We start from the raw sequence: 22246 nt of genomic DNA on the forward strand, positions 1-22246 counted from the left end.
ATTATCTTCAAACCAAATCAACTCCTAATTCATTATATCTTACTTATTATTGTATCTCAGTTTTTAAGATACTATCTTTGCCTTCCTAATTACAATCATGATATGATACATATTACTTTACCTGATGGAACTATAAAAACTTTTGAAGAAGGAACTACTCCTATGGAGGTTGCTAAAAACATAAGTGAAGGGTTTGCAAGAAATGTTATTTCAGCAAGTTTCAATAACGAAACTATTGAAACCACTACTCCTTTATTAACCGATGGCTCTTTAGTATTGTATACATGGACAAATGATGAAGGAAAAAAAGCCTTTTGGCATTCTTCTTCTCATATATTAGCTCAAGCTCTCGAAGAACTCTATCCTGGAATCAAATTATCTATTGGTCCTGCTATTGAAAATGGGTTTTATTATGATGTTGACCTTGGAGACAATATTATTTCGGAAAACGATTTCAAAACCATCGAAAATAAGATGATAGAAATCGCCAGAGGGAAACATGACTTTAAAATGCGTTCTATTACTAAAGATGATGCTTTGTCATTATATAAGTCACAGAACAATGAATATAAAGTTGAATTGATTGAAAATCTTGAAGATGGAACAATCACTTTCTGTGATCATTCTACATTCACAGATTTATGTCGTGGCGGTCATATTCCTAACACAGGTATTATTAAAGCTGTCAAGTTATTATCAGTAGCTGGTGCTTACTGGAGAGGTGATGAAAACAACAAACAATTAACTCGTGTTTATGGAATCTCATTTCCTAAACAAAAGGAATTAACTGAGTACTTACATTTATTAGAGGAAGCAAAGAAACGCGATCACAGAAAACTTGGTAAAGAACTTGAATTATTTACTTTTTCAAAAAAAGTAGGTCAAGGGTTACCGCTTTGGTTACCAAAAGGCGCAGCTCTTAGAGAACGTTTAGAAAATTTCTTAAAAAGCGCTCAGAAAAAAGCTGGATACGAAATGGTTATCACGCCACATATTGGACAAAAAGAACTTTATGTAACGTCTGGCCATTTTGCTAAATATGGAGAAGACAGTTTTCAACCAATAAATACTCCTAATGAAGGTGAAGAGTTCTTGTTAAAACCTATGAATTGTCCTCATCACTGTGAAATCTATAACGCAAAGCCGTTTTCATATAAAGAACTACCAAAACGCTATGCGGAATTTGGTACAGTATATAGATATGAACAAAGTGGTGAATTACATGGATTAACTAGAGTTAGAGGATTCACTCAAGATGATGCTCATATTTTTTGTACTCCAGACCAATTAGATAAAGAATTTAAAGAAGTTATTGACTTAGTCTTATATGTATTTGGTTCCTTAGGTTTTGAAAACTTTAAAGCTCAAGTTTCTTTAAGAGATCCTGACAATCCGGAAAAATATATAGGAAGTGACGAAAACTGGAAAAAAGCAGAAGACGCAATATTGAATGCTGCTATTGATAAAGGATTAGACTTTGTTGTTGAAACTGGTGAAGCTGCTTTCTACGGCCCAAAATTAGATTTTATGGTCAAAGATGCTCTAGGCCGAAATTGGCAATTAGGAACAATTCAAGTCGATTACAACCTTCCTGAACGCTTTGATTTGACATATAAAGGAAGTGATAATGAACTACATAGACCTGTAATGATCCACCGTGCTCCTTTTGGAAGTATGGAACGTTTTATTGCAATTTTACTCGAACATACAGGTGGGAATTTTCCATTATGGCTAATGCCTACTCAAGTTATTATACTCTCAATTAGTGAGAAATTTGAAAAATACACTGAAAAAGTTTTAAAATTGCTAGAAAATAACGAAATTCGCGCCCTCGCAGATAATAGAAATGAAACTATCGGGAAGAAAATTCGGGAAGCCGAAATGAGTAAAACCCCATATATGATTATTATAGGAGAGAATGAAGAAAGCGAAAACAAAATTTCTGTTCGTCAACATGGTGGTGAAGATTTAGGCATGATTAGTGTAGATACGTTTTCAGAAATCGTTGATAGTGAAATAAAAAAGACATTAAAGACATTTAAATAAAACAATTAAGTTTAACTAAAATTTATAAGCCATAGCAATACGTAGAAGAAATTACTCTAAGCGAGTAATAAAAGAAGATCAGCACAATATTAACTCTAAAATTAGAGCTGAGAAGGTGCGCCTTGTCGGTGAAAATATAGAGGTTGGAATATATGTAACACGAGATGCACTTGCCATTGCAGATGAGCAAGGGCTTGATTTAGTTGAGATATCTCCTAAAGCTGATCCTCCTGTATGTAAAATCATGGACTATAAGAAGTTTCTTTACGAACAGAAGAAGCGTGAAAAGGCACTTAAAGCGAAAGCTTCAAAGGTGACTATAAAAGAAATTCGTTTTGGTCCTCAAACTGATGATCATGATTACGAATTTAAAAAGAAACACGCGGAGAAGTTTTTAAAGGATGGTGCCAAATTAAAAGCATTCGTGTTTTTTAAAGGTCGTTCAATAGTTTTTAAAGAACAAGGTCAAATCTTATTATTAAGATTAGCTCAAGATCTTGAAGATTTAGGAAAAGTTGAGCAGATGCCTCGATTAGAAGGTAAGCGTATGACAATGTTCATCGCGCCAAAAAAAGTAAAATAAGCTGAAGAATTCAGCAATTAAGATAATAAGCGAAACGTAAATAAAAATAGGAAAATGCCTAAAATGAAAACCAAGTCAAGTGCTAAGAAACGTTTTAAACTAACTGGCACTGGTAAAATTAAAAGAAAGCACGCTTTCAAGAGTCATATTTTGACAAAGAAATCGAAAAAGCGTAAGCTTAAGTTAACTCATGATGGTTTAGTACATAAATCAGATGAGAACAATATTAAAACAATGTTACGTTTAAAGTAATATCGTTTTAATCGGTTAAAACAAATTATAAACCCTGGAGTTAGGCAAAACAATTTAGCAAGTATCGAAATAACGATCGCCTACTACAAAAAACCAATTTAAAAAAATGCCAAGATCAGTAAATTCAGTAGCGAAGAGAGCCAGAAGAAAAAAGGTTCTTAAGCAAGCAAAAGGTTACTTCGGAAGACGTAAAAACGTTTGGACAGTAGCAAAAAACGCGGTTGACAAAGCGATGCAATATTCGTATAGAGACCGTAGAGTAAAAAAGAGAACATTCCGTTCATTATGGATTATGCGTATTAACGCAGGAGCTAGACAACATGGAATGAGCTATTCAAGATTTATGGGGAAACTTAAAGCTAACAATATCGAATTGAACCGTAAAGTTCTTGCCGATTTAGCAATGAATAATCCAGAAGCTTTTGAAGCAATAGTAAACAAAGTAAAGTAAGGCAAACGCCTAAATAATAACAACAATTCGCTTATAAAAACCGATTCAGAAATGAATCGGTTTTTTTTATGAAATAAGCCAATATAAAAGTATTGAACTTTAATGCATAAATAGCACTTCAGTTTTTAAAGACTTAATTTTATTATAAATTAGTTCAATTTCACTTTGGAATGATACTCGAACCTTCTTTTGGAATGATACGTGCTCCTTCTTTAGGGATGATCCTTGCTCCTTCTTTAGGAATGATCCTTGCTCCTTCTTTAGGAATGATCCTTGCTCCTTCTTTAGGAATGATCCTTGCTCCTTCTTTTGGAATGATACGTGCACCTTCTTTTGGAATGATCCTTGCTCCTTCTTTTGGAATGATCCTCGCGCCTTCCTTAGGAAGGATAGAGTCACCTTTCTTGTCGTTAGATTCTTTAGTCATTATATTGTTGTTAGGATTAATTAATTACTATATTAAGAAAAATATGTAATTTTAGCAAGCTATTAACTCTTTAAATATCAATCCTCCAGACGAAATTAATTATTAATGACCTTAGAACATCATAAAAAAGAAGTATTTAAAATGCTTTCGATTTATATGATTTCAAGCTAGGTACTTCTTCCAGTTTTAGATCTTATTACCTACTTCAATTAATACTACTTTCATTCCTATCCTTTGCTATTATTCTTTTCGGAAATTTCTCGACAAGCCTTGTTCTATATGCAAGACATAGCTAGCGAATACAATTGTAGTCAAATTCTAAAAATAAAATCTCTTTCTTTGAATATAGGCGTTGACATTCATTAAAAAGTAATAAAGATTCTCAAAACAATAGATATAATTATTGTATTTTAGCTTGAATGTCTAAGACCCGCCGACTAGCTGCCATTATGTTTACCGATATCGTCGGTTTTACATCTTTAATGGGTAGTGATGAACAAAAAACCTTAGAAATATTAGAAAAGAACAGAAAGATCCATAAACCAATTATTAATGAGTTTAATGGTACCTGGATAAAAGAGCTTGGCGATGGAGTTATTGCCAGCTTTAACACAGTGTCTGATGCCGTAAATGCAGCAATTAAAATACAGGAGACTTGCAATGCTGCTGCCGATTATAGCTTACGCATTGGTATCCATCAAGCAGAAGTAGTTTTTGAAGATGATGACGTATTTGGAGATGGTGTTAATATCGCGGCTCGAATTCAAACTGCTGCAAAACCGGGCTGTATTTTTATTTCTGAATCTGTAAATAATAATATTTCCAACAAAAATCACATTAAGACTCATTTTGTAAAAGAGGAGAAACTGAAAAATGTAACTCAGCCAATGAGATTATATCAAGTGTTGTTCCAAGGGAGTGAGAAGATAATACCCGAAATAGATATTGTAAAAAAAACACCAAAGAAACGCTTAATTTATTTTGTTGCATTGAGTTTGATTTTAGCAGCAATATTTATGATTCTAAAGCTAACGAATGCTTTTTCTTTAGAAAAGATAGAAACCAATAACAAAATTGCTGTTTTAGAATTTGAAAATACTACATCAAATGAAAAACTAAATAACGTTGGCAAAATAGCATCCAATTGGATTATTCATGGTATTACTGAAAATCAACTAGGTCAGGTCATTTCGCCAAAATTAGTAAATGATTATACAACAATTTTAAAATCAGAAACTGGGTCAACAGACCTCAATAATTTATTAAAAAATTATTTTAAACCAGATAAAGTAATTGTAGGTGTATATTATGAAGAAAATGGTAACCTTTTACTTCAGTGCTCAATTAAAGATGGTTTAATTGATGAAACACTGATATCATTTGAAACCATATCATGTGATCCAAATTCGCCATTAGATTGTGCAGAAAAATTAAAGCAAGAAATTTTAGGTTATTTATCTACAGTAGATAAACAAGATAATCAAGGTTATATTGAAGACAAAGATAAGCAAACTGTTACTTCCTATTTTGAGGAAACACCTCCTAGCTATGAAGCTTATCAGTACCTTTTAAATGCACTCGAAAACAATAGTAATCCAAAACTTTATTTAGAATTATTAAATAAATCCATTGCAACTGATGCTAGTTTTTTTGAACCAAAAATGCATAAGATAGCTTTTTATTATAATCAAGGAGAGTTTAAAATTTCAGACTCATTAAGGCTTTTGATTGATGTTAAATCAAAATTAAATGATAGGCAAGAAAGCATTATGTTGTTTTATGAGTCCATATTAAAAGGAAAAAATGATAAAGCATATAGGGCTCACAAAGAAGAGTACAAAAAAGCTTATAAAGACATGTCTACTAATATGACTACCATGACAATTGCATTGCAATATGTCAATAGACCTGAAGACATTGGAGTCATATTTAATGAAATTCCAATGGAAGATTTAATTTTAGAAGATTGTTCTAATTGTGGTTTTAGGTACTATTTAAAAAGCCTAGCTGATGTTGAACTAGGAAACTATGATGAAGTCATTAAAACACTTCTACCAATTACTAACGTTATTGAAGCTAATTATTTAAAACGTCCGTTAATAAGTGCATTTGTGAAATCGGGAAAATATTCTGAATTAGAAAAATATCTGTCTGATTATAAACTTACGGCACCTACTTCTGATATAGATTATCTAATGTCCTTTACTGGAATTCAATTCATAAATTCTAATCAAACTGAAGAAGCCAACACGTATTTCAATAAAATAATTTCAAGAAAAAATACAACCTTAAATTCCGCTGATTTGGCTCAAGCCTATTATTTTAAAAATGATTATGCAAATGCTCTAGAACAGTATAAATCATTGCATGACACCAACGAAAACAACATTGACTATATTGTTCGTATAGCTATAAGTTTCTTTAGAAATGGTAATTCTGAAGAAGCTAAAACCTATATTGATAAATTAATTAATTTAAAAACAGATTTTCAATTTGGTGCCATTGATTATGGTCTATCTCAGTATTATGCTTCAATCGGAGATAATGACAAAGCTCTTCAATTACTTGAAAAAGCGGTTGCTCAAGGTTTTAATTTCACCCCAACAACATTTCAAAACGATCCTCATTTTAGAAATATAAAAGACAGCCCTGAATTTATTAATCGCATAATGAACTATTGGAAAAACAAAACATCATGATGATATTTTTACAAGCTGCAGAAGCACCTGATACTATAGATCAATTGATAAAGCTAATTGAAGTAATAATTTGGCCATTAACTGTAGTTGGCGCTTTATTCCTTTATAGAAAAAATTTTAAACATATTTTATCTCGAGTGGGTAATTTTAAAATTGGACCAAACGGTTTAGAAATGACACTTTTAGAAAAAACTCTTGAAGAAGCTAAATCTATAATTCCATTTAGAAATCCAATGTTATCAGCAAATGAAGGAGAAGTCATAATGTCTAAAGATGGAAGTAGAATTATACCTAAGGCCGAAGGAGATACTATTCCTAAAGCCAGTCAAGATGAAACATTATATCAAACCAATCATGCTGATACTCCCCTTTTGGAGTTATTAGAGCTACAAGAAGCTATTAACAAAAAATTAAAAAGTGTCCTAGCTCAAAATGAGATCATCAATACTGGCTCATCAAACTATTCCTTAACTAGTGATTTAGAAAACCATAAAATCATAAATAATCAAACTACAAATCAACTAAAAAAGTTGATTGAATTAATGAATATTGGTTTAAATACACCCCAAATCACCTATGATCAAGTAATACAAATGAAAAAATTGTTTATTAATATTTCCATTTAAAACAAATCAAATGAATCAACTCGATAATGCATACGCTTTGATTATTGGTGTGGATAATGAACAAAAACAACCACAAGTTTTAAAAGATGCCATAGCAATTCGTGACATCCTTTCTGATGAAGTTCATTGTGGATATAAGAAGGAGAATATTACACTTCTGCTGGATACAGAAGCTACTACTGAAAATATTATTGGAGCGATTGACAGTTTCATTGCTAAAATAGATGAAAATTCGTCATTCTTACTTTTTTATTCTGGACATGGAGGTTACTATGAAGGCCGCTCCTATTTATTGCCACATGGAGCTTCAAGTGAAAATTTAATTTTCGGTAAAGATTTAAGAATCAAACTAAATCAAATGAAATCAAAAAGAATGATTATTCTCTTTGATTGTTGTCATGCTGGCGGATTTTTTGATGGTGAAGATAAAAAGCTAACGAGAAACAGTGGTAATCAAAATCCCAATAGTGTATCTCGTTCTTCAAATTTAAATGGTATAGCTCAAGACATAGACAATGAACAAGGGATGGCAATAATTGCTTCTTCTCAAACAGATGAATTATCATGGGGAACACAAGGTGAATACAGCCTTTTTACGACTTGCCTTTTAGAAGCCCTTCAAGCAAAACATAAACATTTTTTTGCCGACGAATACATTAGAATGGTAGAAACCGTTAATTACGTTTTCACAAGAGTTCCAGAAATGATTAAATCACTTAAGGAAATAAGTGATATCGTAAAAGATCAAACACCTTACGCTAATCTTCAAATGAATAATGACTTTATCATAAGTTATATTCCTAATCAATTTAAAGAGAAAATAGTAACTAATAAATTTAAAACTCCTCCAATAAACACAAACTCAGCAGAGCCTAAAGAGGCTAATTCTGTTGAATCGTGGGAAAGAGAAGAAGGCAACAATCTACTTCTTTTTATACATGGTTTTTCCGGTGAATCAAAAGGAACATTTGGGAATATCCCAGAATTATTGCAATCAGATTCTAACTTTGATGGTTGGGCAATGAAGCCTTTAGGTTATACTCATTTTGTGCAACCTGAATTAGGTAAAGATATTTGGGCAGCAATCTTAGATATTGATAAAATAGCTGGATATCTAAAAACATCTATAGCATATAAATTTAAAGACTATGATCGTATAGCAATTGTTGCACATAGTCTTGGAGGACTAGTAGCCCAAAAAGCGGTTCTTGGTTTAGATAAAGAAAGTAGAAATAGAATTTCTCATATTATATTATTTGGTACACCAAGTAATGGTATAGCTTCTGAATTACTTAGCAAACAATGGAATACGAAGTACAGCGCAATGAGCAGTAATGGTGATTTTATAAAATCACTTCGTAATGAGTGGAAAAGCACATTTAATGATAAATATCCTTTTAAACTTAAAGTTGCGGCTTCTACTGATGATCAATATGTGTCGGTTGATTCTTGTCATGAACCATTTGAAAAAGAACATCGTGAATTTGTAAAAGGCAAGCATTTAATGATGGTGAAACCTGAAGGCAAGAAAGATGATGCCTACTCTTTGATTTTAAACACATTAACAGGAAATAAGTTTTTTAATCAATATACTAATAAAGAAGAAATAAATTTAATTCTTGGTAAATACGACGCGGTTGTAAATGAATTATTACCAAGAAAAGATGATTTGGATAAAAATGGTCTTACACGATTAATTTTTGCTCTTGAAGGTCTAGAACGTAATGACGAAATCTATAATATTCTCAATAATCATCCAATTGCTAAAGACAATACAGATTTAATGGGAATTATTGGTGGTAGACATAAACGTGACTACCTTAAAACCTTTTTAGCTAAGTCTAGTAACTTATCAATAGAATACTATAGCAAGGCACTTAAATTATCTGTTGAAAATCAAGACTATCCTCAAATTTACTACCATGCCATAAATTTGGCGTTTTTAAGTATTGTAACAGATCCTGAAGGCGGAGAAAGCAATATGATGAAATACGCCAAACAAGCACTTGAAGCCTCAGAACATTGTAGAGACAATGTATGGAAATATGCTACTGTAGCTGAAGCTAATATGTATATTGGCAATATGGAAAAAGCTCAAGAGTACTACATTAAAGCTTCAGAAAATGCACCAATTAGAGAAAAATTATCTATGCATACTAACGCTTATACAGGCTATGTCGCATTAACAAATATAGAAGATGACAAATTCACACAATTTCTAAAAGCAAGATTATTAAGTTAATAATACGGAATCTCGGAAATAGCATTTATAAAAAAGTTACGGCTTACTAAAATAATCAGTATATTAACATTCCCTTAATTGATCCAAACCAACTAAAAACTAAATAATATGAGTACAGAAACTATTTTTGTAAGCTACTCTAGTGACGATAGACCATTTGCATTAGGGTTAGTAAAAGAGCTACAAAGTTTAGGGGCAAACGTATGGATAGATCAATTGGGTATTGGTTTAGGTGAAAACTGGGATAATGCTATTGAAGAAGCACTAGAGAAATCGGAAACTTTTATGCTTATTTTATCACCTACATCTGTTGAATCACAAAATGTTCAAGATGAAGTATCAATTGCTATAAACACAAAAAAGAAACTTGTCCCCATATTAATTAAAGAATGCGAATTACCAATGCGATTGCAGCGCAGACAATATGCTGATTTAACTAACGATCCTGATAAAGCCATTATTGACATTTTAACTTTTCTTGGTTTAAAAGAAAAGGCTTCAACTAGCTTAAACAAAATATTGGCACTAATTGGAGTTACTGAAGCTCCAAAAAAAGTTATTCAAAAAGTAACAGAAGAATTAACGGGTAAAAAAATTAAACAAGAAGTTAACGCACAAGATTTACTAGTTTCAGATGCTGAAATTGAACAGGCTATTAATATGCATAAAAAAGGGATTAAAAAAAACTGGCAAATGATAGGGATAGTTGCCTTTATTAGTGTAGCCTTAGTATCTGTGTTGTTTTTTAAAACTGATCTTTTAACAATAGATTTAAAACTAGCTATACCAGCATGTTTGTCACTAAATTTATTATCAATTAAACCATATAGTAGTATAAAAAAGGAAGTTAGAAATATTGATCTTATAGAGCTACTCAAACTTAAACGAGAACGGCTTACACGTGTTATTAATAATTTAAATGCTACTGAAATCGAGAAGTTTAATAATGAATTTTATAATTATATTAAAATTTAATACCAGTATATATGAAGCGCATTGATGATAAAATTAAAGAAATTGAAAAAAAAGACAAAACAAGTAGATGGCTTTATTATGTAATTATTGCAGGAGTAATTGGGTTTATATATTTTGCCAGTACTACAAGAAAGGAAATTGGTCTTAAAAATGTTGAAATTTCTGATCTTAAAATAACGCAATCAAAAATATACAAAGATTTAGACTCAGTTAATAATCAAACACAAAAATTATATAATGACTTAAAAAATAGTCTTCGTCCTGAAGAATATTGGAAGCACATTAAAAATGACAACACAGTAGAAGGCTATATTGGTTATATAACCAATGATTGGGGAATTAACAAAGAACCGTATATTCCAAATGCAATCGCAGCCGTTAAATCAAATAATGCTATTGGTCTTAATGGTTGGTTATTTGTCGGAAGTAAAAAGAATGACGGCATTTATAAAAGTAGAACAGATATTATTGAGGTTATCTATAGAAAAGGATCTAATGGAAATATTGCAACTTCAGAACCACAAGTTGGAGATATTGTAAGATTAAAGAATACAAGAAATCGTATTACGTACAAACGTAAAGATAAAGTAGGAAGGCGAAATCATTCTAACGATCAAGGCTTTAGAAATAAAACAAAAGCAGTGGTTGTAGATGTCTATAAAGAAACTGGAAATACTAATTTTAATGTCAAAATTTGGTATTACTAATTCATAAGAAAACCGATTCAGAAATGAATTGGTTTTTTATTTTGAAGTAACTCTATATACGTTCAGTTTTTCTTGTTTCCCTTTAAGAATAAAATCTTCCTTTATCTCTTCAGAATTAAATAGATCACTATTTACATGATCTAATATAGTTTCAGAAATTAAAAGTGAGGCATTGTAATCGTTACACAAGCTCTGAATTCTTGATGCCGAATTTATAACGTCGCCATGAAATGCTAATTCTTTTTTTACCGTACCTACTTCAGCAACCATAATTTTTCCAGAATGAACTCCAGCTTTAAATTCAGGCATAAAACCGTATTCCGCTAAATAATAATCAGTCCTTGTGAGTAATGTTTTCTTAAAAGCAAAAAACAAATTAATACAATTATTGTTTTTAAACCCCTTTTTATTGGTCCAACTAATTACAGCTTCGTCACCTACATATTGATATACTTCTGCATCATGTTGTCGAAGTACATTATTTAAATCTTTAAAACAATCCTGAATAAATCTACTATACGTTTCATGACCAAGTTGCTCAGCAATTTTAGTTGAATCTTTAAGGTCTACAAACATTAGAATACGTTCTTCTTCTTTTGGTCTTTTATACTTACCTAAGAGCATATTCATAAACACACCACGTCCGAATTTATCATTGGCGATTCTTATAAATGAGAACACAATAGATGCAGTAATGAAATACACAACAGTATTCCAAAAAAATGGATCTTTTCTCCACCAACCTCTTTCATTTGGTAAATCAATACCAACTTGTTTTTCAATTGAAAACGATAGAAAGCTTAAAACAATAATAATAAGTATGAAATAGATTAAGGACTTGAGTAAAATATTAACACCAAGTATCAACTTTTTACTCACATACAAATCAAATAAATATTCGATTATAGCGTAAAAGACCCCTATTATTAAGCCTAGTATGGTTGCATAAGCAAAGAATGCGCGAATTGGGATTTGTATATCATCTTGGGTATAATTCCCTAATTCAACTGAAAGTCCGTTATATCTTATAGTATTAAATAGTACAAAAGCAAATACCCAAAATACTATTGAACCGAACAGTAATTCAAAAAATGCTCTTACTTTATCAATCATTGTTTAAGCATTAAGTTTTTTGCTTCTTCTTTTTGGCAGCAGGAAACAATACATTATTTAATATCAAGCGGTATCCAGGAGAAGTAGGATGTAAATCTAGTTCAGTTTTAGGATCACCAACTTTATGAGTATAATCTTCTGGATCATGACCTCCATAGAACGTGAAAAAGCCTTTTCCTTTTATGCCGTGAATATATTTAGCTTCTCCATTGGTTTTATTCTCTCCCATTACCAATACATTCGACTTAATTTGATCACGATTAAATGATGTTGTTTGCCCCATAAACCCCTTCACTAAAGCTGTGTGATTTTGACATAACATCGATGGAATTGGATCCCATTTCGCTGAAAATTCCATTAAAGAGAAATAATCTGTTGTTGGTGGAATACGACGTTTTTGAGTCATATCAATTGAAGAAAATTCATAAATATTTGGATTACGTTCCAATAAATAATCTTTAAATGCGAATGTTCTATTATAATCTATCTTACTTTGGTAACTAGGATCACTTCCATCTCCATCAAACATAGGTTCACAAATATCAATACCTTCAGCAGATAAAGCAATATCAAAGCTATCTGTAGCACTGCACATAGCAAACATAAAACCTCCTCCAATTACATAATCGCGTATTTTTTTAGCTACTGCCAGTTTTTCTTGTGATACCTTATTGTACCCTAAACTTAAGGCAAGTGCTTCTGCTTCTTTCTTTTCATTAATGTACCAAGATGCAGATTTGTACGCTCTATAAAACTTTCCGTATTGTCCCGAAAAATCTTCATGATGTAAGTGTAACCAATCAAACAATAATAATCCATCATTCAAGACTTCTTCATCGTAAATAGTTTCATAAGGAATTTCGGCATATGTCAATACCATAGTTACGGCATCGTCCCAAGGTTGCTGTCCATTTGGCGAATACACTGCAATTTTAGGTGCTTTTTCTAAAACAACTGCTTCCATGTTTTGTGAAGGACTAGCGATGAAATCGAGAATTTCTTCAGCTTTAGAACTAGAAATAACCTCAAAGCTCACGCCTCTAATCGTACACTCACGACGGATTTCTTCAGAATCAGGTAATAAAAATGAACCTCCTTTATAGTTTAGTAACCATTTTACTTTTGCTTGTTTTTCAAGTGTCCAATAGGTAACACCATAAGCTTTTAAATGATTTTGCTGACCTTCTACATCCATAGGAATTAGAATATAGGATGCATAACTATTGAAGGCTATAAATAATAATACTAAAAGGGCAAATGTCTTCTTCATAATCGAAAGATAATCAAAAATTATTCCCAAACTAAATGCTTTAATATAGTTTTAGGTTTTTTAGTTAAACCGATGCTTTTTTAAGATAATGCTAACTGCGACAATTGATTATAATAAGGCTTACATTCATTTAATAATGGAATTAAATGCTCAGGAACAGGGTCTGTTTTTGGTTTGTAGGATGAAAATTTAGAAGATTTATGAACGTTATCATACCAGTATTTAGCCCAAACTCCATCTTCATCAAGCTTTTGCGGTTGCCACTCTAACATATTATTATCAAAAAGGATGTTAGCATAATGACATAGTTGTTTTAGAACACCTTCGGGATTTAAGAGCACTTTTTTGGCATCTAAAACAACAAAATCAATTCCGTTTTTCTCAAAATATTCTACTAAATCCATGTGCAATTTATAACCTACATCAGTCATTGTTGGATTTTTAATGACCTTCGCGAATGATGGCAACATCTCTTCAGGATCTCTAGTGAGAATAACATTAACTAATCCGTCCATAAAACTTAAGTCTAGATTTAAAAGATGGTGCGTCATATTTTTAAAGAACAGTACAGGTTTTTCAGAATAATTGAGCATCGTAGTTACTACTTTATCTCCATCATTTTCCATAGTTTCCAAAATAGTTTCTGAACCAGGATGATAGTTTTTTGCAATTGAATTCTTGAGATAATAGGCATATAAAGGTTCGTCAAACACTTTAGTGTCTCTACGTTGTGCGAAACTATACATTAAAGCAGTAGAAATATTTCTTGGTCCAGACCACAACGAAATTCTTTTAATTGTACTATTTCTCATTTGCAACAGCTTCTTCAATTAAGTCGTGATACAAACCTGAAAGTTTTCTAGTCAAGTCTCCATATGGCTTCTCTCCTATTTCTCTCCCGTCGATTTTAGTAACTGGTGTCAATCCTCCAAAAGTTCCAGTTACAAAAGCTTCATCAGCTCCATAAACATCAAATAGCGAAAAGTCTTTTTGATGGCAAACAATTCCGTTTTTATGGCAAGCTTCAATCACTTTAGCTCGTGTAATTCCATTCATGCAATATTGACCAGTAGAAGTCAAAACTTCTCCATTTTTAATGATAAAAAAATTAGTCGCATTACAGGTAGAAACAAAACCATTAACATCGAGCATTAATGCTTCATCAGCACCTGCTTCAATAGCCTGAATAAGCGCTTGAACTTCGTGAAGTTTACTATGGCAATTTAATCTTGGATCGAGATAATCTGGAGAACCTCTTCTAATAGTACTCGTAAATAAGGTGATTCCTTTTTGTTTGCTCTCTTCAGATGCCTTTTTGTATTCAGGAATAATCACAACATTAGGTCCAGAAATGGTAAGTCTAGGATCTTGCGACGGTGTTTTCTTAATACCTCTCGTGATCATAATTCTCACATGCACATGATCTGTCATGTTATTTTCGTTAAGGACTTTCCAAATGGTACTAGTTAATTCTTCTTTAGTAAATGGAAACTTCATTCCAACAGTAGCTGCTGATGTCCACAAACGTTCTAAATGAACATCAAGAAATACTAAAACACCTCGATGAAGTCTCAAGGCTTCCCATATGCCATCTCCTACGAGATAACCACTATCAAATACTGATATTTTTGCGTCATCTCTTTTGAAGAATTCGCCATTGATATAGATTTTTATGTTTTTATTTCTGTCGTCTGCAACAGCATTGTGTGTACCATGAACCATATAAAAGGGATTAATATGATTCTGAAAGATAACTAAAAAACAAGAGTTGTCAATCTATTTTTTAAGCGGAGTTATGGAACGCTCTGGTCCAGATAACAATGATGCAATAACTTTAGTGTCTTTGAATTGTTCTAAAATGATTTTAATAAACACAGTGATTGGAATTGCCATAATTAAACCTGGAATTCCCCAAATAAAACCCCAAAGCATTAGCATGATAAGAACAGTAATCACATTTATTGAGAACGATTTCCCCATAAATACAGGTTCTAAAATAGCTCCAAATACAATTTGAACTCCAGTAATCGATAAAATAAAGAAGAATAAAGTACTTGTTGGATCAAGTTCAACAAAAGCAAATATTGATAAGAGGATCACTGAAATGAACGAACCTACCATTTGAACAAAATTAATTAAGAATGCAAAAAGTCCCCAGAAAATAGGAAAACTCACATCAAAAAATACACATGCTAAACCTGTAAATACTCCAGTCAATAAACTAACTAAAAACTTAACTTTAATAAACGTAATTAAGTCTTTCTCTATTTTCATAAAGGCTTTAATAGATGTATGTTTTCGCTTTAAAATGGTATTATTCATCACCTTGTGCATATTGATAGATTCTGACAACCATAAGATGGTGAAAAAGGTAATCATCAATATATTAGTCAAAAACTTTCTTATAAAATCGAAAGTAGATCCTATATTTTCTTTCTGAAAAAATTGTCCTAAAATATTGCCCTCTGACCCATAATCAATTCCGAATTTATCCTGCAAATAAAGCATCAAATCATGAATTTTCACTTCAGCTTTACCAAAAAATCCTGTATTGTTAGATAAGATTTGTCTACTAGACAATTGGACTAATTCTACTCCAATAAAAACACCTAATGCAATCACACCAATCACAATAACTATGCTCAACAATCTTGGAACCTTTCTTCTACTCAACCCACGCATTAATGGCAAAAACAACAATGCAATAAACATAGATGAGAACAATGGTATAAAAATAAAAGATAGAATCTTTAGTAAATAAAATACCAAAGGAATTACTATAAATAATAAGAGTGTATTAGTAGTACGTCTTTCTTCTAGCATGAGGCAATTTTTCTATTCTTGACTTATAAGCAAATTTAAGTTATTATGTTGATTATTCTCTCCTAAATAAAATTAAAAAGGGACATCATTATCATCTTCTCCAGGAGCACCAAAAGCATCCGAAGCCGACGGGAAATTGTCAGGCTTAAATGTATCATCATTTGCTGCCGCATTCATTTTAGAATGGAATTCACCAAAAGGCGTATCGAAATCGTCAAGGTTATCAAACTTACCTAAGTGACCAATAAATTTCAGTCTGATATTTTCTAAACCACCATTTCTATGTTTTGCTACAATAAATTCACCTTGACCTTCTGTAGGAGAACGGTCATCATCATCCCATTCATCAATTTTGTAATATTCTGGTCTATAAATGAAACTTACGATATCGGCATCTTGCTCAATAGCTCCAGATTCACGTAAATCTGATAATAAAGGTCTTTTACTTCCTCCACGAGTTTCGACAGCACGAGATAATTGAGATAAAGCAATTACTGGAATTGCCAATTCTTTTGCTAATGCTTTAAGGTTTCGAGAAATCGTTGATATTTCTTGTTCACGGTTTCCTCCCTTTTGACTTCCACCTGCTGTCATTAACTGCAAGTAATCAATCATAATCATCTTGATACCATATTGAGACGCTAATCTACGAGCTTTTGCACGTAAATCGAAAATAGACAACGACGGAGTATCATCAATAAACAAAGGAGCTTTTTCTAAAGTCTTTACTTTAACATTTAATTGTTCCCATTCGTGTTTTTCTAGTTTTCCTGTTCTTAATTTTTCTGAAGACAGATTGGTTTCCGAAGAAATCAAACGTGTTATTAATTGTACAGAAGACATCTCTAAAGAGAAAAAAGCTACTGGAATATTACTATCAACTGCAATATTTCTAGCCATTGTTAATGTTAATGCCGTTTTACCCATACCAGGACGAGCTGCAATAATAATTAAATCACTAGGCTGCCATCCAGAGGTAAGTCGATCTAATTTGGTAAATCCCGTAGGAATACCACTCATTCCCTCTTTATTAGAAATTTCTTCAATTTTCTTTTTTGCTTGAATAACTAAACTTTGAGCTGTTTCAGTAGATTTCTTGACGTTTCCTTGCGTGACTTCGTAAAGTTTTGCTTCGGCATGGTCTAATAAATCGAAAACATCTTTGGTTTCGTCGTAAGCTTCTTCTATAATTTCGTTTGAAATTTTAATCAAACTACGTTGAATAAATTTTTGAAGAATGATACGAGCATGAAATTCTATATGCGCTGAAGATGATACTCGTTGCGTTAATGAAATAAGGTAAAAATCACCTCCAACCAAATCTAATTTTGCGTCTTTTTTTAACTGACTAGAAACAGTTAATAAGTCAATAGGCTCACTGTTTTCAAATAATTTGAAAATTGCCTCAAAGATCTGTTTATGAGCTTCTTTGTAAAAAGCATCAGCACTTAAGATATCGATGACCTCATCAACACCTTTTTTATCAATCATCATTGCTCCAAGTACAACTTCCTCTAAATCAATAGCTTGAGGAGGTATTTTTCCTTTCTCTAAGCTAATAATTGTGCTTCTGTCGACCTTATAGCCTTGTATTTGATTGGGTTGTTTCATAAATGCGAATGTAAAACAATTGTGACCTAAAACTTAAGATACGAATTTTTCAATCTTAACAGGTCATCAACAATTCAACTGTTAATAACTTGATTTTATTGTTAATAGCGATAAAAAAAACCGAAACCTAAAGTTTCAGTTTTTTCAATCCTTTATTTTATAAGGTTTAACCTTTAAAAACTCCCATTTCAGCATATTTTTCCATACGCTGTTTCACCAATTCTTTTGGTGATAAGTTTTTAAGATCGTCATACGTTTTAACGATTGCATCTCTAACTGATAAAAATGTCTTTTCACGATTTGTATGTGCACCTCCTAATGGTTCTTTTATAATCTCGTCAACGAGTTTCAATTTTTTCATATCAGGAGCAGTAAGTTTTAAAGCTTCTGCTGCTTGTTCTTTATATTCCCAACTGCGCCATAAAATTGAAGAACAAGATTCTGGAGAAATTACAGAATACCACGTATTCTCTAACATCATTACCTTATCTCCAACACCAATTCCTAGAGCTCCTCCAGAAGCACCTTCACCAATAATAACAGTAATGATAGGCACTTTAAGACGTGTCATCTCTAAAATATTTCTAGCAATAGCTTCACCTTGTCCACGCTCTTCAGCCTCAAAACCAGGATAAGCACCAGGAGTATCTATTAAAGTTACAACTGGAATTCCAAATTTTTCAGCAGACTTCATTAAACGTAAAGCTTTACGATAACCTTCAGGATTAGACATCCCAAAATTTCTAAACTGTCTAGTTTTGGTATTATAGCCTTTTTGTTGACCTATGAACATAAAGCTCTGGTCTCCAATTTTACCTAAGCCACCAATCATTGCTTTGTCGTCTTTAACATTTCTATCACCATGAAGTTCTAAAAATGAATCGCCACAAAGTGCATTAATATGATCTAATGTATATGGTCTATTAGGATGACGAGACATTTGTACACGTTGCCATGCAGTAAGGTTTTTGTAAATATCCCTTTTAGTTTCAACTAATTTTTTTTCAATCTTCTTGCATGTTTCAGTTACATCAACATCACTTTCTTTACCAATGATTTGACATTTTTCTAGTTGATCCTGCAATTCTTTTATAGGAAGTTCAAATTCTAAGTATTCCATTTAAACAATTGTTTAGTTTTAGTTAGCGTACAAAACTACATATTTTTTCGATTGTAGGCACGTGAAAGGTAAGTTCGATTTAGAGGTTTAACAAAAATAATGAATATCATGATACCGAGACCAACTTTAGATACTTTTATCACCTATAGAAGACGTCTTCTTTTTTCGTTTATAATTCTTCATTAGTGCATCCATAAGTACCGTTATCAGTATTAAAATGGCACCATAATAAAATTGAGTACTCATAATTTCTGTTTCAGGAAACAATAGTAAAGCTAAAGCAATGCCATAAATTGGTTCTAAGTTATAGGTTAAAATTACTGTGTAAGGACTAATTAATCGCATTACATCAACAGACCCAATAAACGCATAGGCAGTACATACTGAGGCTAATATAAAAATGTAAATCCAATCTAAGGTCTTAAGCTCGAAAAACTCAAAACTGAATCCGTCTTGGAATATGATAATAAAAAGAGTCAAGAATACGACTCCACTAATAAATTCATAAAATGAAATCACAGTCGCTTGATGAACTTCAATAAATCGACCATTAATTACTGCGAATAACGTTGAAAATAACGCTGAAGATATGCCTAAAAGAATTCCGTTTATGTATTTAATTTCACTTTGTGTAATGAGAAACACACCAATAACGACAATGATTCCGAAAATAATTTCATACCAAATTATTCTTCGTTTATAAATTAATGGTTCTATAAATGATGCAAAAAAAGCTCCTGTTGAAAACATAGCTAAGGTGATCGATACATTAGATTGATTAATGGCTTCAAAAAATGTTATCCAATGTAAAGCAATGATAATACCAGCGCCAAAAAATTTGAGTTTGGTTTTAGTATCAACTCTAATTTTTAATTTTATAAATCTAATATATCCATACATTAAAACGCCAGCGATTAGCATACGATACCAAACTAATGCTGTAGAACCGATAGAAATCAATTCTCCTAAAATAGCTGTAAAACCAGCAATAAATACTAAAAAATGAAGGTGAAGATAATTCTTGGTTTTAGCGTTTGGCATTATATAAAAGATATGCAGCTAAGATACCAAAAACCAAATTAGGAAACCATACAGCAATGATAGGTGAGAAATCAGATTGTTCGGCCATCACTCCAAACACTTTATCGAAAAATACGTAGACCATAGCTATAGTAATACCGAAGGCAAGATTAACTCCCATTCCTCCTCTTCTCTTCACTGAAGAAACTGCCACCGCAATAATGGTTAATATAAATACTGAAACTGGTAAACTCCATTTCTTATACTTTACCACTTCGTAGCGTCCAATATTGGAAGATCCTCTTTGCTTTTCCTTTTCAATAAACCTATTAAGCTCTCCATATTGAAGTGTTTCAGCAATGTATTCAACAGGTGTTAAATCATCTACATCAAAAGAAAATAAGGTATCCTTTCGTCTCGTGGTTTCAATGATATCACCATGAGCTCCAACAGTCCTTTTTGTATAGTTAGTAAGCTTATAGGTAGAATCGATATATGTAATTGAATTTGCTGAAATTTTATACATCAATTTATTCCCTTCAAAATGCTCAAGTGTAAAATTATTTCCACGCTTTGAATTGGGATCAAAACTACTTACAAAAATAAAGTCATTATCATTTATTTGTCTGTAAATATTCTGAGTTTGAACAACATTCTTACTACTTTTTAAGTATTTATACTTAAACGTATTAAACCCTTTGCTCGCTTTTGGCGCTAAGTATAATCCAAGTACTAAAGCAAAAGCAGCAACAATTGTAGCTCCAATTAAATACGGTCGTAAAAACCTTGTAAAAGACACTCCAGAACTTAAAAATGCAACTATTTCTGTATTGTTTGCTAACTTAGAAGTGAACCAAATTACAGATAAAAATAAAAATATAGGAAACAGTAAATTGGCGAAATAGATTGTAAAATCTAAATAATACTGGGCTACTGCATGAAACGGAACTTCACGTTCCAAAATTTTTCCAATTTTTTCTGCAAGATTAACTGTAATTCCAATAGGAATAAACAGAAGCAACATCATCAAAAATGTGAACAAGTAGCGTTTTAATATGTACCAATCGAGTATTTTTAGCATTACAGGCGCTTATCCATTTGTTTTACCATTTTGTCTTTCCAATCTCTAAAATCTCCAGCTAAGATATGTTTTCTAGCCTCTCTTGTTAACCATAAATAAAATCCGAGGTTATGAATGGTAGCAATTTGCTTTCCTAATAATTCATTTACTGTAAACAAATGTCTAAGGTAAGCTTTACTATATTCTGTATCTACAAAAGTAATTGCCATTTCATCTATAGGAGAAAAATCATCTGCCCATTTTAGGTTTTTAATATTGATTGAACCATGAGCTGTAAATAACATTCCATTTCTAGCATTACGCGTTGGCATCACACAATCAAACATATCAACACCTAAAGCTATATTTTCCAAAATATTTATTGGAGTTCCTACTCCCATTAAGTATCGAGGTTTATCCCAAGGTAATATTTCACAAACCACATCTGTCATGGCATACATTTCATCAGCTGGCTCACCTACAGACAAACCACCAATAGCATTTCCTTGAGCTCCTGCGTTTGCAATATATTCTGCAGACTGTTGTCTCAAATCTTTATAAGTACTTCCTTGAACAATTGGAAAAAACGTTTGCTCATAATCATACATGAAAGGCGTTTTGTCTAAATGTGTCAAACAACGCTCTAACCAACGATGTGTCATATGCATCGATCGTTTGGCGTAATTATAATCACAAGGGTAAGGCGTACATTCATCAAATGCCATAATGATATCAGCACCAATACTACGTTGAATTTCCATTACCTTCTCTGGTGTAAACACATGATAACTTCCGTCGATATGTGATTTAAATTTTACACCTTCTTCTTTAATTTTTCTATTTGCCGATAATGAGTATACCTGATAACCACCAGAATCGGTTAAAATATTTCTATCCCAATTCATAAACTTGTGCAAGCCACCTGCTTTTTCTAAAATCGGTGTTTGTGGCCTTAAGAACAAATGATAAGTATTCCCTAATATAACATCAGGATTGATATCATTTTTAAGTTCGCGTTGGTGTACTCCTTTAACAGAAGCAACGGTTCCAACAGGCATAAATATAGGTGTCTCAATTTTACCATGATCTGTAGTTATTACTCCAGCTCTGGCTTTACTTTGAGGATCACTAGCTTTTAATTCAAAATTCATAAAACATATTCATCAGTGAGCAAAGATAATTATCTAGACGTATTATGGTCTTAAACATTTAATAAAATTA

20 protein-coding genes are annotated in these 22246 nt (G+C 32.0%); 9 read left to right on the top strand and 11 right to left on the bottom strand.

From position 1 onward, the window contains the following. Positions 1 to 102 precede the first annotated feature (102 nt). The 4 genes from thrS (at position 103) to rplT (ending at position 3332) form a co-directional block, all read left to right on the top strand. Positions 103 to 2046 carry a threonine--tRNA ligase gene (gene thrS / locus RH81_RS00005; RefSeq protein WP_033955886.1) on the top strand — a complete coding sequence of 648 codons (1944 nt, stop codon included), beginning with the start codon at positions 103 to 105 and terminating at the stop codon, positions 2044 to 2046. A 67-nt stretch (positions 2047 to 2113) separates the two neighbouring features. Beyond that, a complete protein-coding gene (gene infC, locus RH81_RS00010; RefSeq protein WP_277619902.1) occupies positions 2114 to 2629 on the top strand; it encodes a translation initiation factor IF-3 in 516 nt (171 codons plus the stop codon). 54 nt (positions 2630 to 2683) lie between these two features. Further along, the gene (gene rpmI / locus RH81_RS00015) at positions 2684 to 2881 is read left to right on the top strand and encodes a 50S ribosomal protein L35 (protein ID WP_033955892.1); all 198 of its coding nucleotides are present in this window, start codon (positions 2684 to 2686) and stop codon (positions 2879 to 2881) included. A gap of 106 nt (positions 2882 to 2987) precedes the next feature. Then, on the top strand, positions 2988 to 3332 hold the full coding sequence (rplT, locus tag RH81_RS00020; protein WP_033955893.1) for a 50S ribosomal protein L20: 345 nt from the start codon (positions 2988 to 2990) through the stop codon (positions 3330 to 3332). A gap of 160 nt (positions 3333 to 3492) precedes the next feature. Here rplT and RH81_RS00025 read toward each other — a convergent pair whose 3' ends face one another. Then, on the bottom strand, positions 3493 to 3759 hold the full coding sequence (locus tag RH81_RS00025) for a hypothetical protein (protein WP_033955894.1): 267 nt from the start codon (positions 3757 to 3759) through the stop codon (positions 3493 to 3495). A gap of 419 nt (positions 3760 to 4178) precedes the next feature. On the opposite strand from RH81_RS00025, the gene RH81_RS00030 reads away from it, so the two are divergent. The 5 genes from RH81_RS00030 to RH81_RS00050 all read left to right on the top strand — a co-directional run bounded on the left by RH81_RS00030 (position 4179) and on the right by RH81_RS00050 (position 11008). Further along, positions 4179 to 6458 carry an adenylate/guanylate cyclase domain-containing protein gene (locus RH81_RS00030; protein ID WP_081988147.1) on the top strand — a complete coding sequence of 760 codons (2280 nt, stop codon included), beginning with the start codon at positions 4179 to 4181 and terminating at the stop codon, positions 6456 to 6458. After that, positions 6455 to 7084 carry a hypothetical protein gene (locus RH81_RS00035; RefSeq protein WP_152604751.1) on the top strand — a complete coding sequence of 210 codons (630 nt, stop codon included), beginning with the start codon at positions 6455 to 6457 and terminating at the stop codon, positions 7082 to 7084. The genes RH81_RS00030 and RH81_RS00035 overlap by 4 nt, the downstream gene beginning before the upstream one ends. A gap of 10 nt (positions 7085 to 7094) precedes the next feature. Further along, positions 7095 to 9326, top strand: a complete 2232-nt coding sequence (locus RH81_RS00040; protein ID WP_033955897.1) for a caspase family protein — start codon at positions 7095 to 7097, stop codon at positions 9324 to 9326. Between the two features lie 108 nt (positions 9327 to 9434). Then, positions 9435 to 10301 (top strand): toll/interleukin-1 receptor domain-containing protein, encoded by an 867-nt coding sequence (locus tag RH81_RS00045; protein WP_033955898.1) that lies wholly within the window; start codon positions 9435 to 9437, stop codon positions 10299 to 10301. A gap of 11 nt (positions 10302 to 10312) precedes the next feature. Beyond that, positions 10313 to 11008 (top strand): hypothetical protein, encoded by a 696-nt coding sequence (locus RH81_RS00050; RefSeq protein ID WP_033955899.1) that lies wholly within the window; start codon positions 10313 to 10315, stop codon positions 11006 to 11008. 36 nt (positions 11009 to 11044) lie between these two features. Here the strand turns inward: RH81_RS00050 and RH81_RS00055 are convergent, their stop codons facing one another. From RH81_RS00055 to tgt, 10 genes are all read right to left on the bottom strand, one after another. Beyond that, positions 11045 to 12121 carry an adenylate/guanylate cyclase domain-containing protein gene (locus RH81_RS00055; RefSeq protein WP_033955900.1) on the bottom strand — a complete coding sequence of 359 codons (1077 nt, stop codon included), beginning with the start codon at positions 12119 to 12121 and terminating at the stop codon, positions 11045 to 11047. A gap of 10 nt (positions 12122 to 12131) precedes the next feature. Continuing rightward, positions 12132 to 13316, bottom strand: coding sequence for a hypothetical protein (locus RH81_RS00060; RefSeq protein WP_033956743.1), 1185 nt, complete (start codon positions 13314 to 13316; stop codon positions 12132 to 12134). 155 nt (positions 13317 to 13471) lie between these two features. Continuing rightward, a complete protein-coding gene (locus RH81_RS00065) occupies positions 13472 to 14203 on the bottom strand; it encodes a sulfotransferase-like domain-containing protein (RefSeq protein ID WP_033955901.1) in 732 nt (243 codons plus the stop codon). Further along, positions 14193 to 15113 (bottom strand): aminotransferase class IV, encoded by a 921-nt coding sequence (locus RH81_RS00070; RefSeq protein WP_033955909.1) that lies wholly within the window; start codon positions 15111 to 15113, stop codon positions 14193 to 14195. Before RH81_RS00070 ends, RH81_RS00065 begins: the two co-directional genes overlap by 11 nt. A gap of 54 nt (positions 15114 to 15167) precedes the next feature. Beyond that, on the bottom strand, positions 15168 to 16214 hold the full coding sequence (locus RH81_RS00075; RefSeq protein ID WP_033955911.1) for an AI-2E family transporter: 1047 nt from the start codon (positions 16212 to 16214) through the stop codon (positions 15168 to 15170). Between the two features lie 72 nt (positions 16215 to 16286). Then, on the bottom strand, positions 16287 to 17825 hold the full coding sequence (gene dnaB / locus RH81_RS00080; RefSeq protein WP_033955913.1) for a replicative DNA helicase: 1539 nt from the start codon (positions 17823 to 17825) through the stop codon (positions 16287 to 16289). 166 nt (positions 17826 to 17991) lie between these two features. Further along, entirely contained in the window at positions 17992 to 18945 is a 954-nt protein-coding gene (locus RH81_RS00085) for an acetyl-CoA carboxylase carboxyltransferase subunit alpha (RefSeq protein ID WP_033955914.1), read from the bottom strand. A gap of 126 nt (positions 18946 to 19071) precedes the next feature. Further along, positions 19072 to 19986 (bottom strand): DMT family transporter, encoded by a 915-nt coding sequence (locus RH81_RS00090; protein ID WP_033955916.1) that lies wholly within the window; start codon positions 19984 to 19986, stop codon positions 19072 to 19074. Beyond that, positions 19973 to 21046, bottom strand: coding sequence for an LptF/LptG family permease (locus RH81_RS00095; RefSeq protein ID WP_081988148.1), 1074 nt, complete (start codon positions 21044 to 21046; stop codon positions 19973 to 19975). The genes RH81_RS00090 and RH81_RS00095 overlap by 14 nt, the downstream gene beginning before the upstream one ends. Then, a complete protein-coding gene (gene tgt / locus RH81_RS00100; RefSeq protein WP_033955921.1) occupies positions 21046 to 22176 on the bottom strand; it encodes a tRNA guanosine(34) transglycosylase Tgt in 1131 nt (376 codons plus the stop codon). Before tgt ends, RH81_RS00095 begins: the two co-directional genes overlap by 1 nt. Positions 22177 to 22246: the final 70 nt, after the last annotated feature.

The organism is Psychroserpens jangbogonensis (assembly GCF_000797465.1).
GTDB lineage: Bacteria > Bacteroidota > Bacteroidia > Flavobacteriales > Flavobacteriaceae > Psychroserpens > Psychroserpens jangbogonensis.

Excerpts from the sequence above, each read along its gene's own strand:
- thrS (WP_033955886.1), top strand. The coding sequence starts at position 103 with ATGATACATATTACTTTACCTGATGGAACTATAAAAACTTTTGAAGAA.
- rpmI (WP_033955892.1), top strand. The coding sequence starts at position 2,684 with ATGCCTAAAATGAAAACCAAGTCAAGTGCTAAGAAACGTTTTAAACTA.
- rplT (WP_033955893.1), top strand. The coding sequence starts at position 2,988 with ATGCCAAGATCAGTAAATTCAGTAGCGAAGAGAGCCAGAAGAAAAAAG.
- RH81_RS00025 (WP_033955894.1), bottom strand. The coding sequence starts at position 3,759 with ATGACTAAAGAATCTAACGACAAGAAAGGTGACTCTATCCTTCCTAAG.
- RH81_RS00030 (WP_081988147.1), top strand. The coding sequence starts at position 4,179 with ATGTCTAAGACCCGCCGACTAGCTGCCATTATGTTTACCGATATCGTC.
- RH81_RS00035 (WP_152604751.1), top strand. The coding sequence starts at position 6,455 with ATGATGATATTTTTACAAGCTGCAGAAGCACCTGATACTATAGATCAA.
- RH81_RS00040 (WP_033955897.1), top strand. The coding sequence starts at position 7,095 with ATGAATCAACTCGATAATGCATACGCTTTGATTATTGGTGTGGATAAT.
- RH81_RS00045 (WP_033955898.1), top strand. The coding sequence starts at position 9,435 with ATGAGTACAGAAACTATTTTTGTAAGCTACTCTAGTGACGATAGACCA.
- RH81_RS00050 (WP_033955899.1), top strand. The coding sequence starts at position 10,313 with ATGAAGCGCATTGATGATAAAATTAAAGAAATTGAAAAAAAAGACAAA.
- RH81_RS00055 (WP_033955900.1), bottom strand. The coding sequence starts at position 12,121 with ATGATTGATAAAGTAAGAGCATTTTTTGAATTACTGTTCGGTTCAATA.
- RH81_RS00060 (WP_033956743.1), bottom strand. The coding sequence starts at position 13,316 with ATGGATGTAGAAGGTCAGCAAAATCATTTAAAAGCTTATGGTGTTACC.
- RH81_RS00065 (WP_033955901.1), bottom strand. The coding sequence starts at position 14,203 with ATGAGAAATAGTACAATTAAAAGAATTTCGTTGTGGTCTGGACCAAGA.
- RH81_RS00070 (WP_033955909.1), bottom strand. The coding sequence starts at position 15,113 with ATGGTTCATGGTACACACAATGCTGTTGCAGACGACAGAAATAAAAAC.
- RH81_RS00075 (WP_033955911.1), bottom strand. The coding sequence starts at position 16,214 with ATGCTAGAAGAAAGACGTACTACTAATACACTCTTATTATTTATAGTA.
- dnaB (WP_033955913.1), bottom strand. The coding sequence starts at position 17,825 with ATGAAACAACCCAATCAAATACAAGGCTATAAGGTCGACAGAAGCACA.
- RH81_RS00085 (WP_033955914.1), bottom strand. The coding sequence starts at position 18,945 with ATGGAATACTTAGAATTTGAACTTCCTATAAAAGAATTGCAGGATCAA.
- RH81_RS00090 (WP_033955916.1), bottom strand. The coding sequence starts at position 19,986 with ATGCCAAACGCTAAAACCAAGAATTATCTTCACCTTCATTTTTTAGTA.
- RH81_RS00095 (WP_081988148.1), bottom strand. The coding sequence starts at position 21,046 with ATGCTAAAAATACTCGATTGGTACATATTAAAACGCTACTTGTTCACA.
- tgt (WP_033955921.1), bottom strand. The coding sequence starts at position 22,176 with ATGAATTTTGAATTAAAAGCTAGTGATCCTCAAAGTAAAGCCAGAGCT.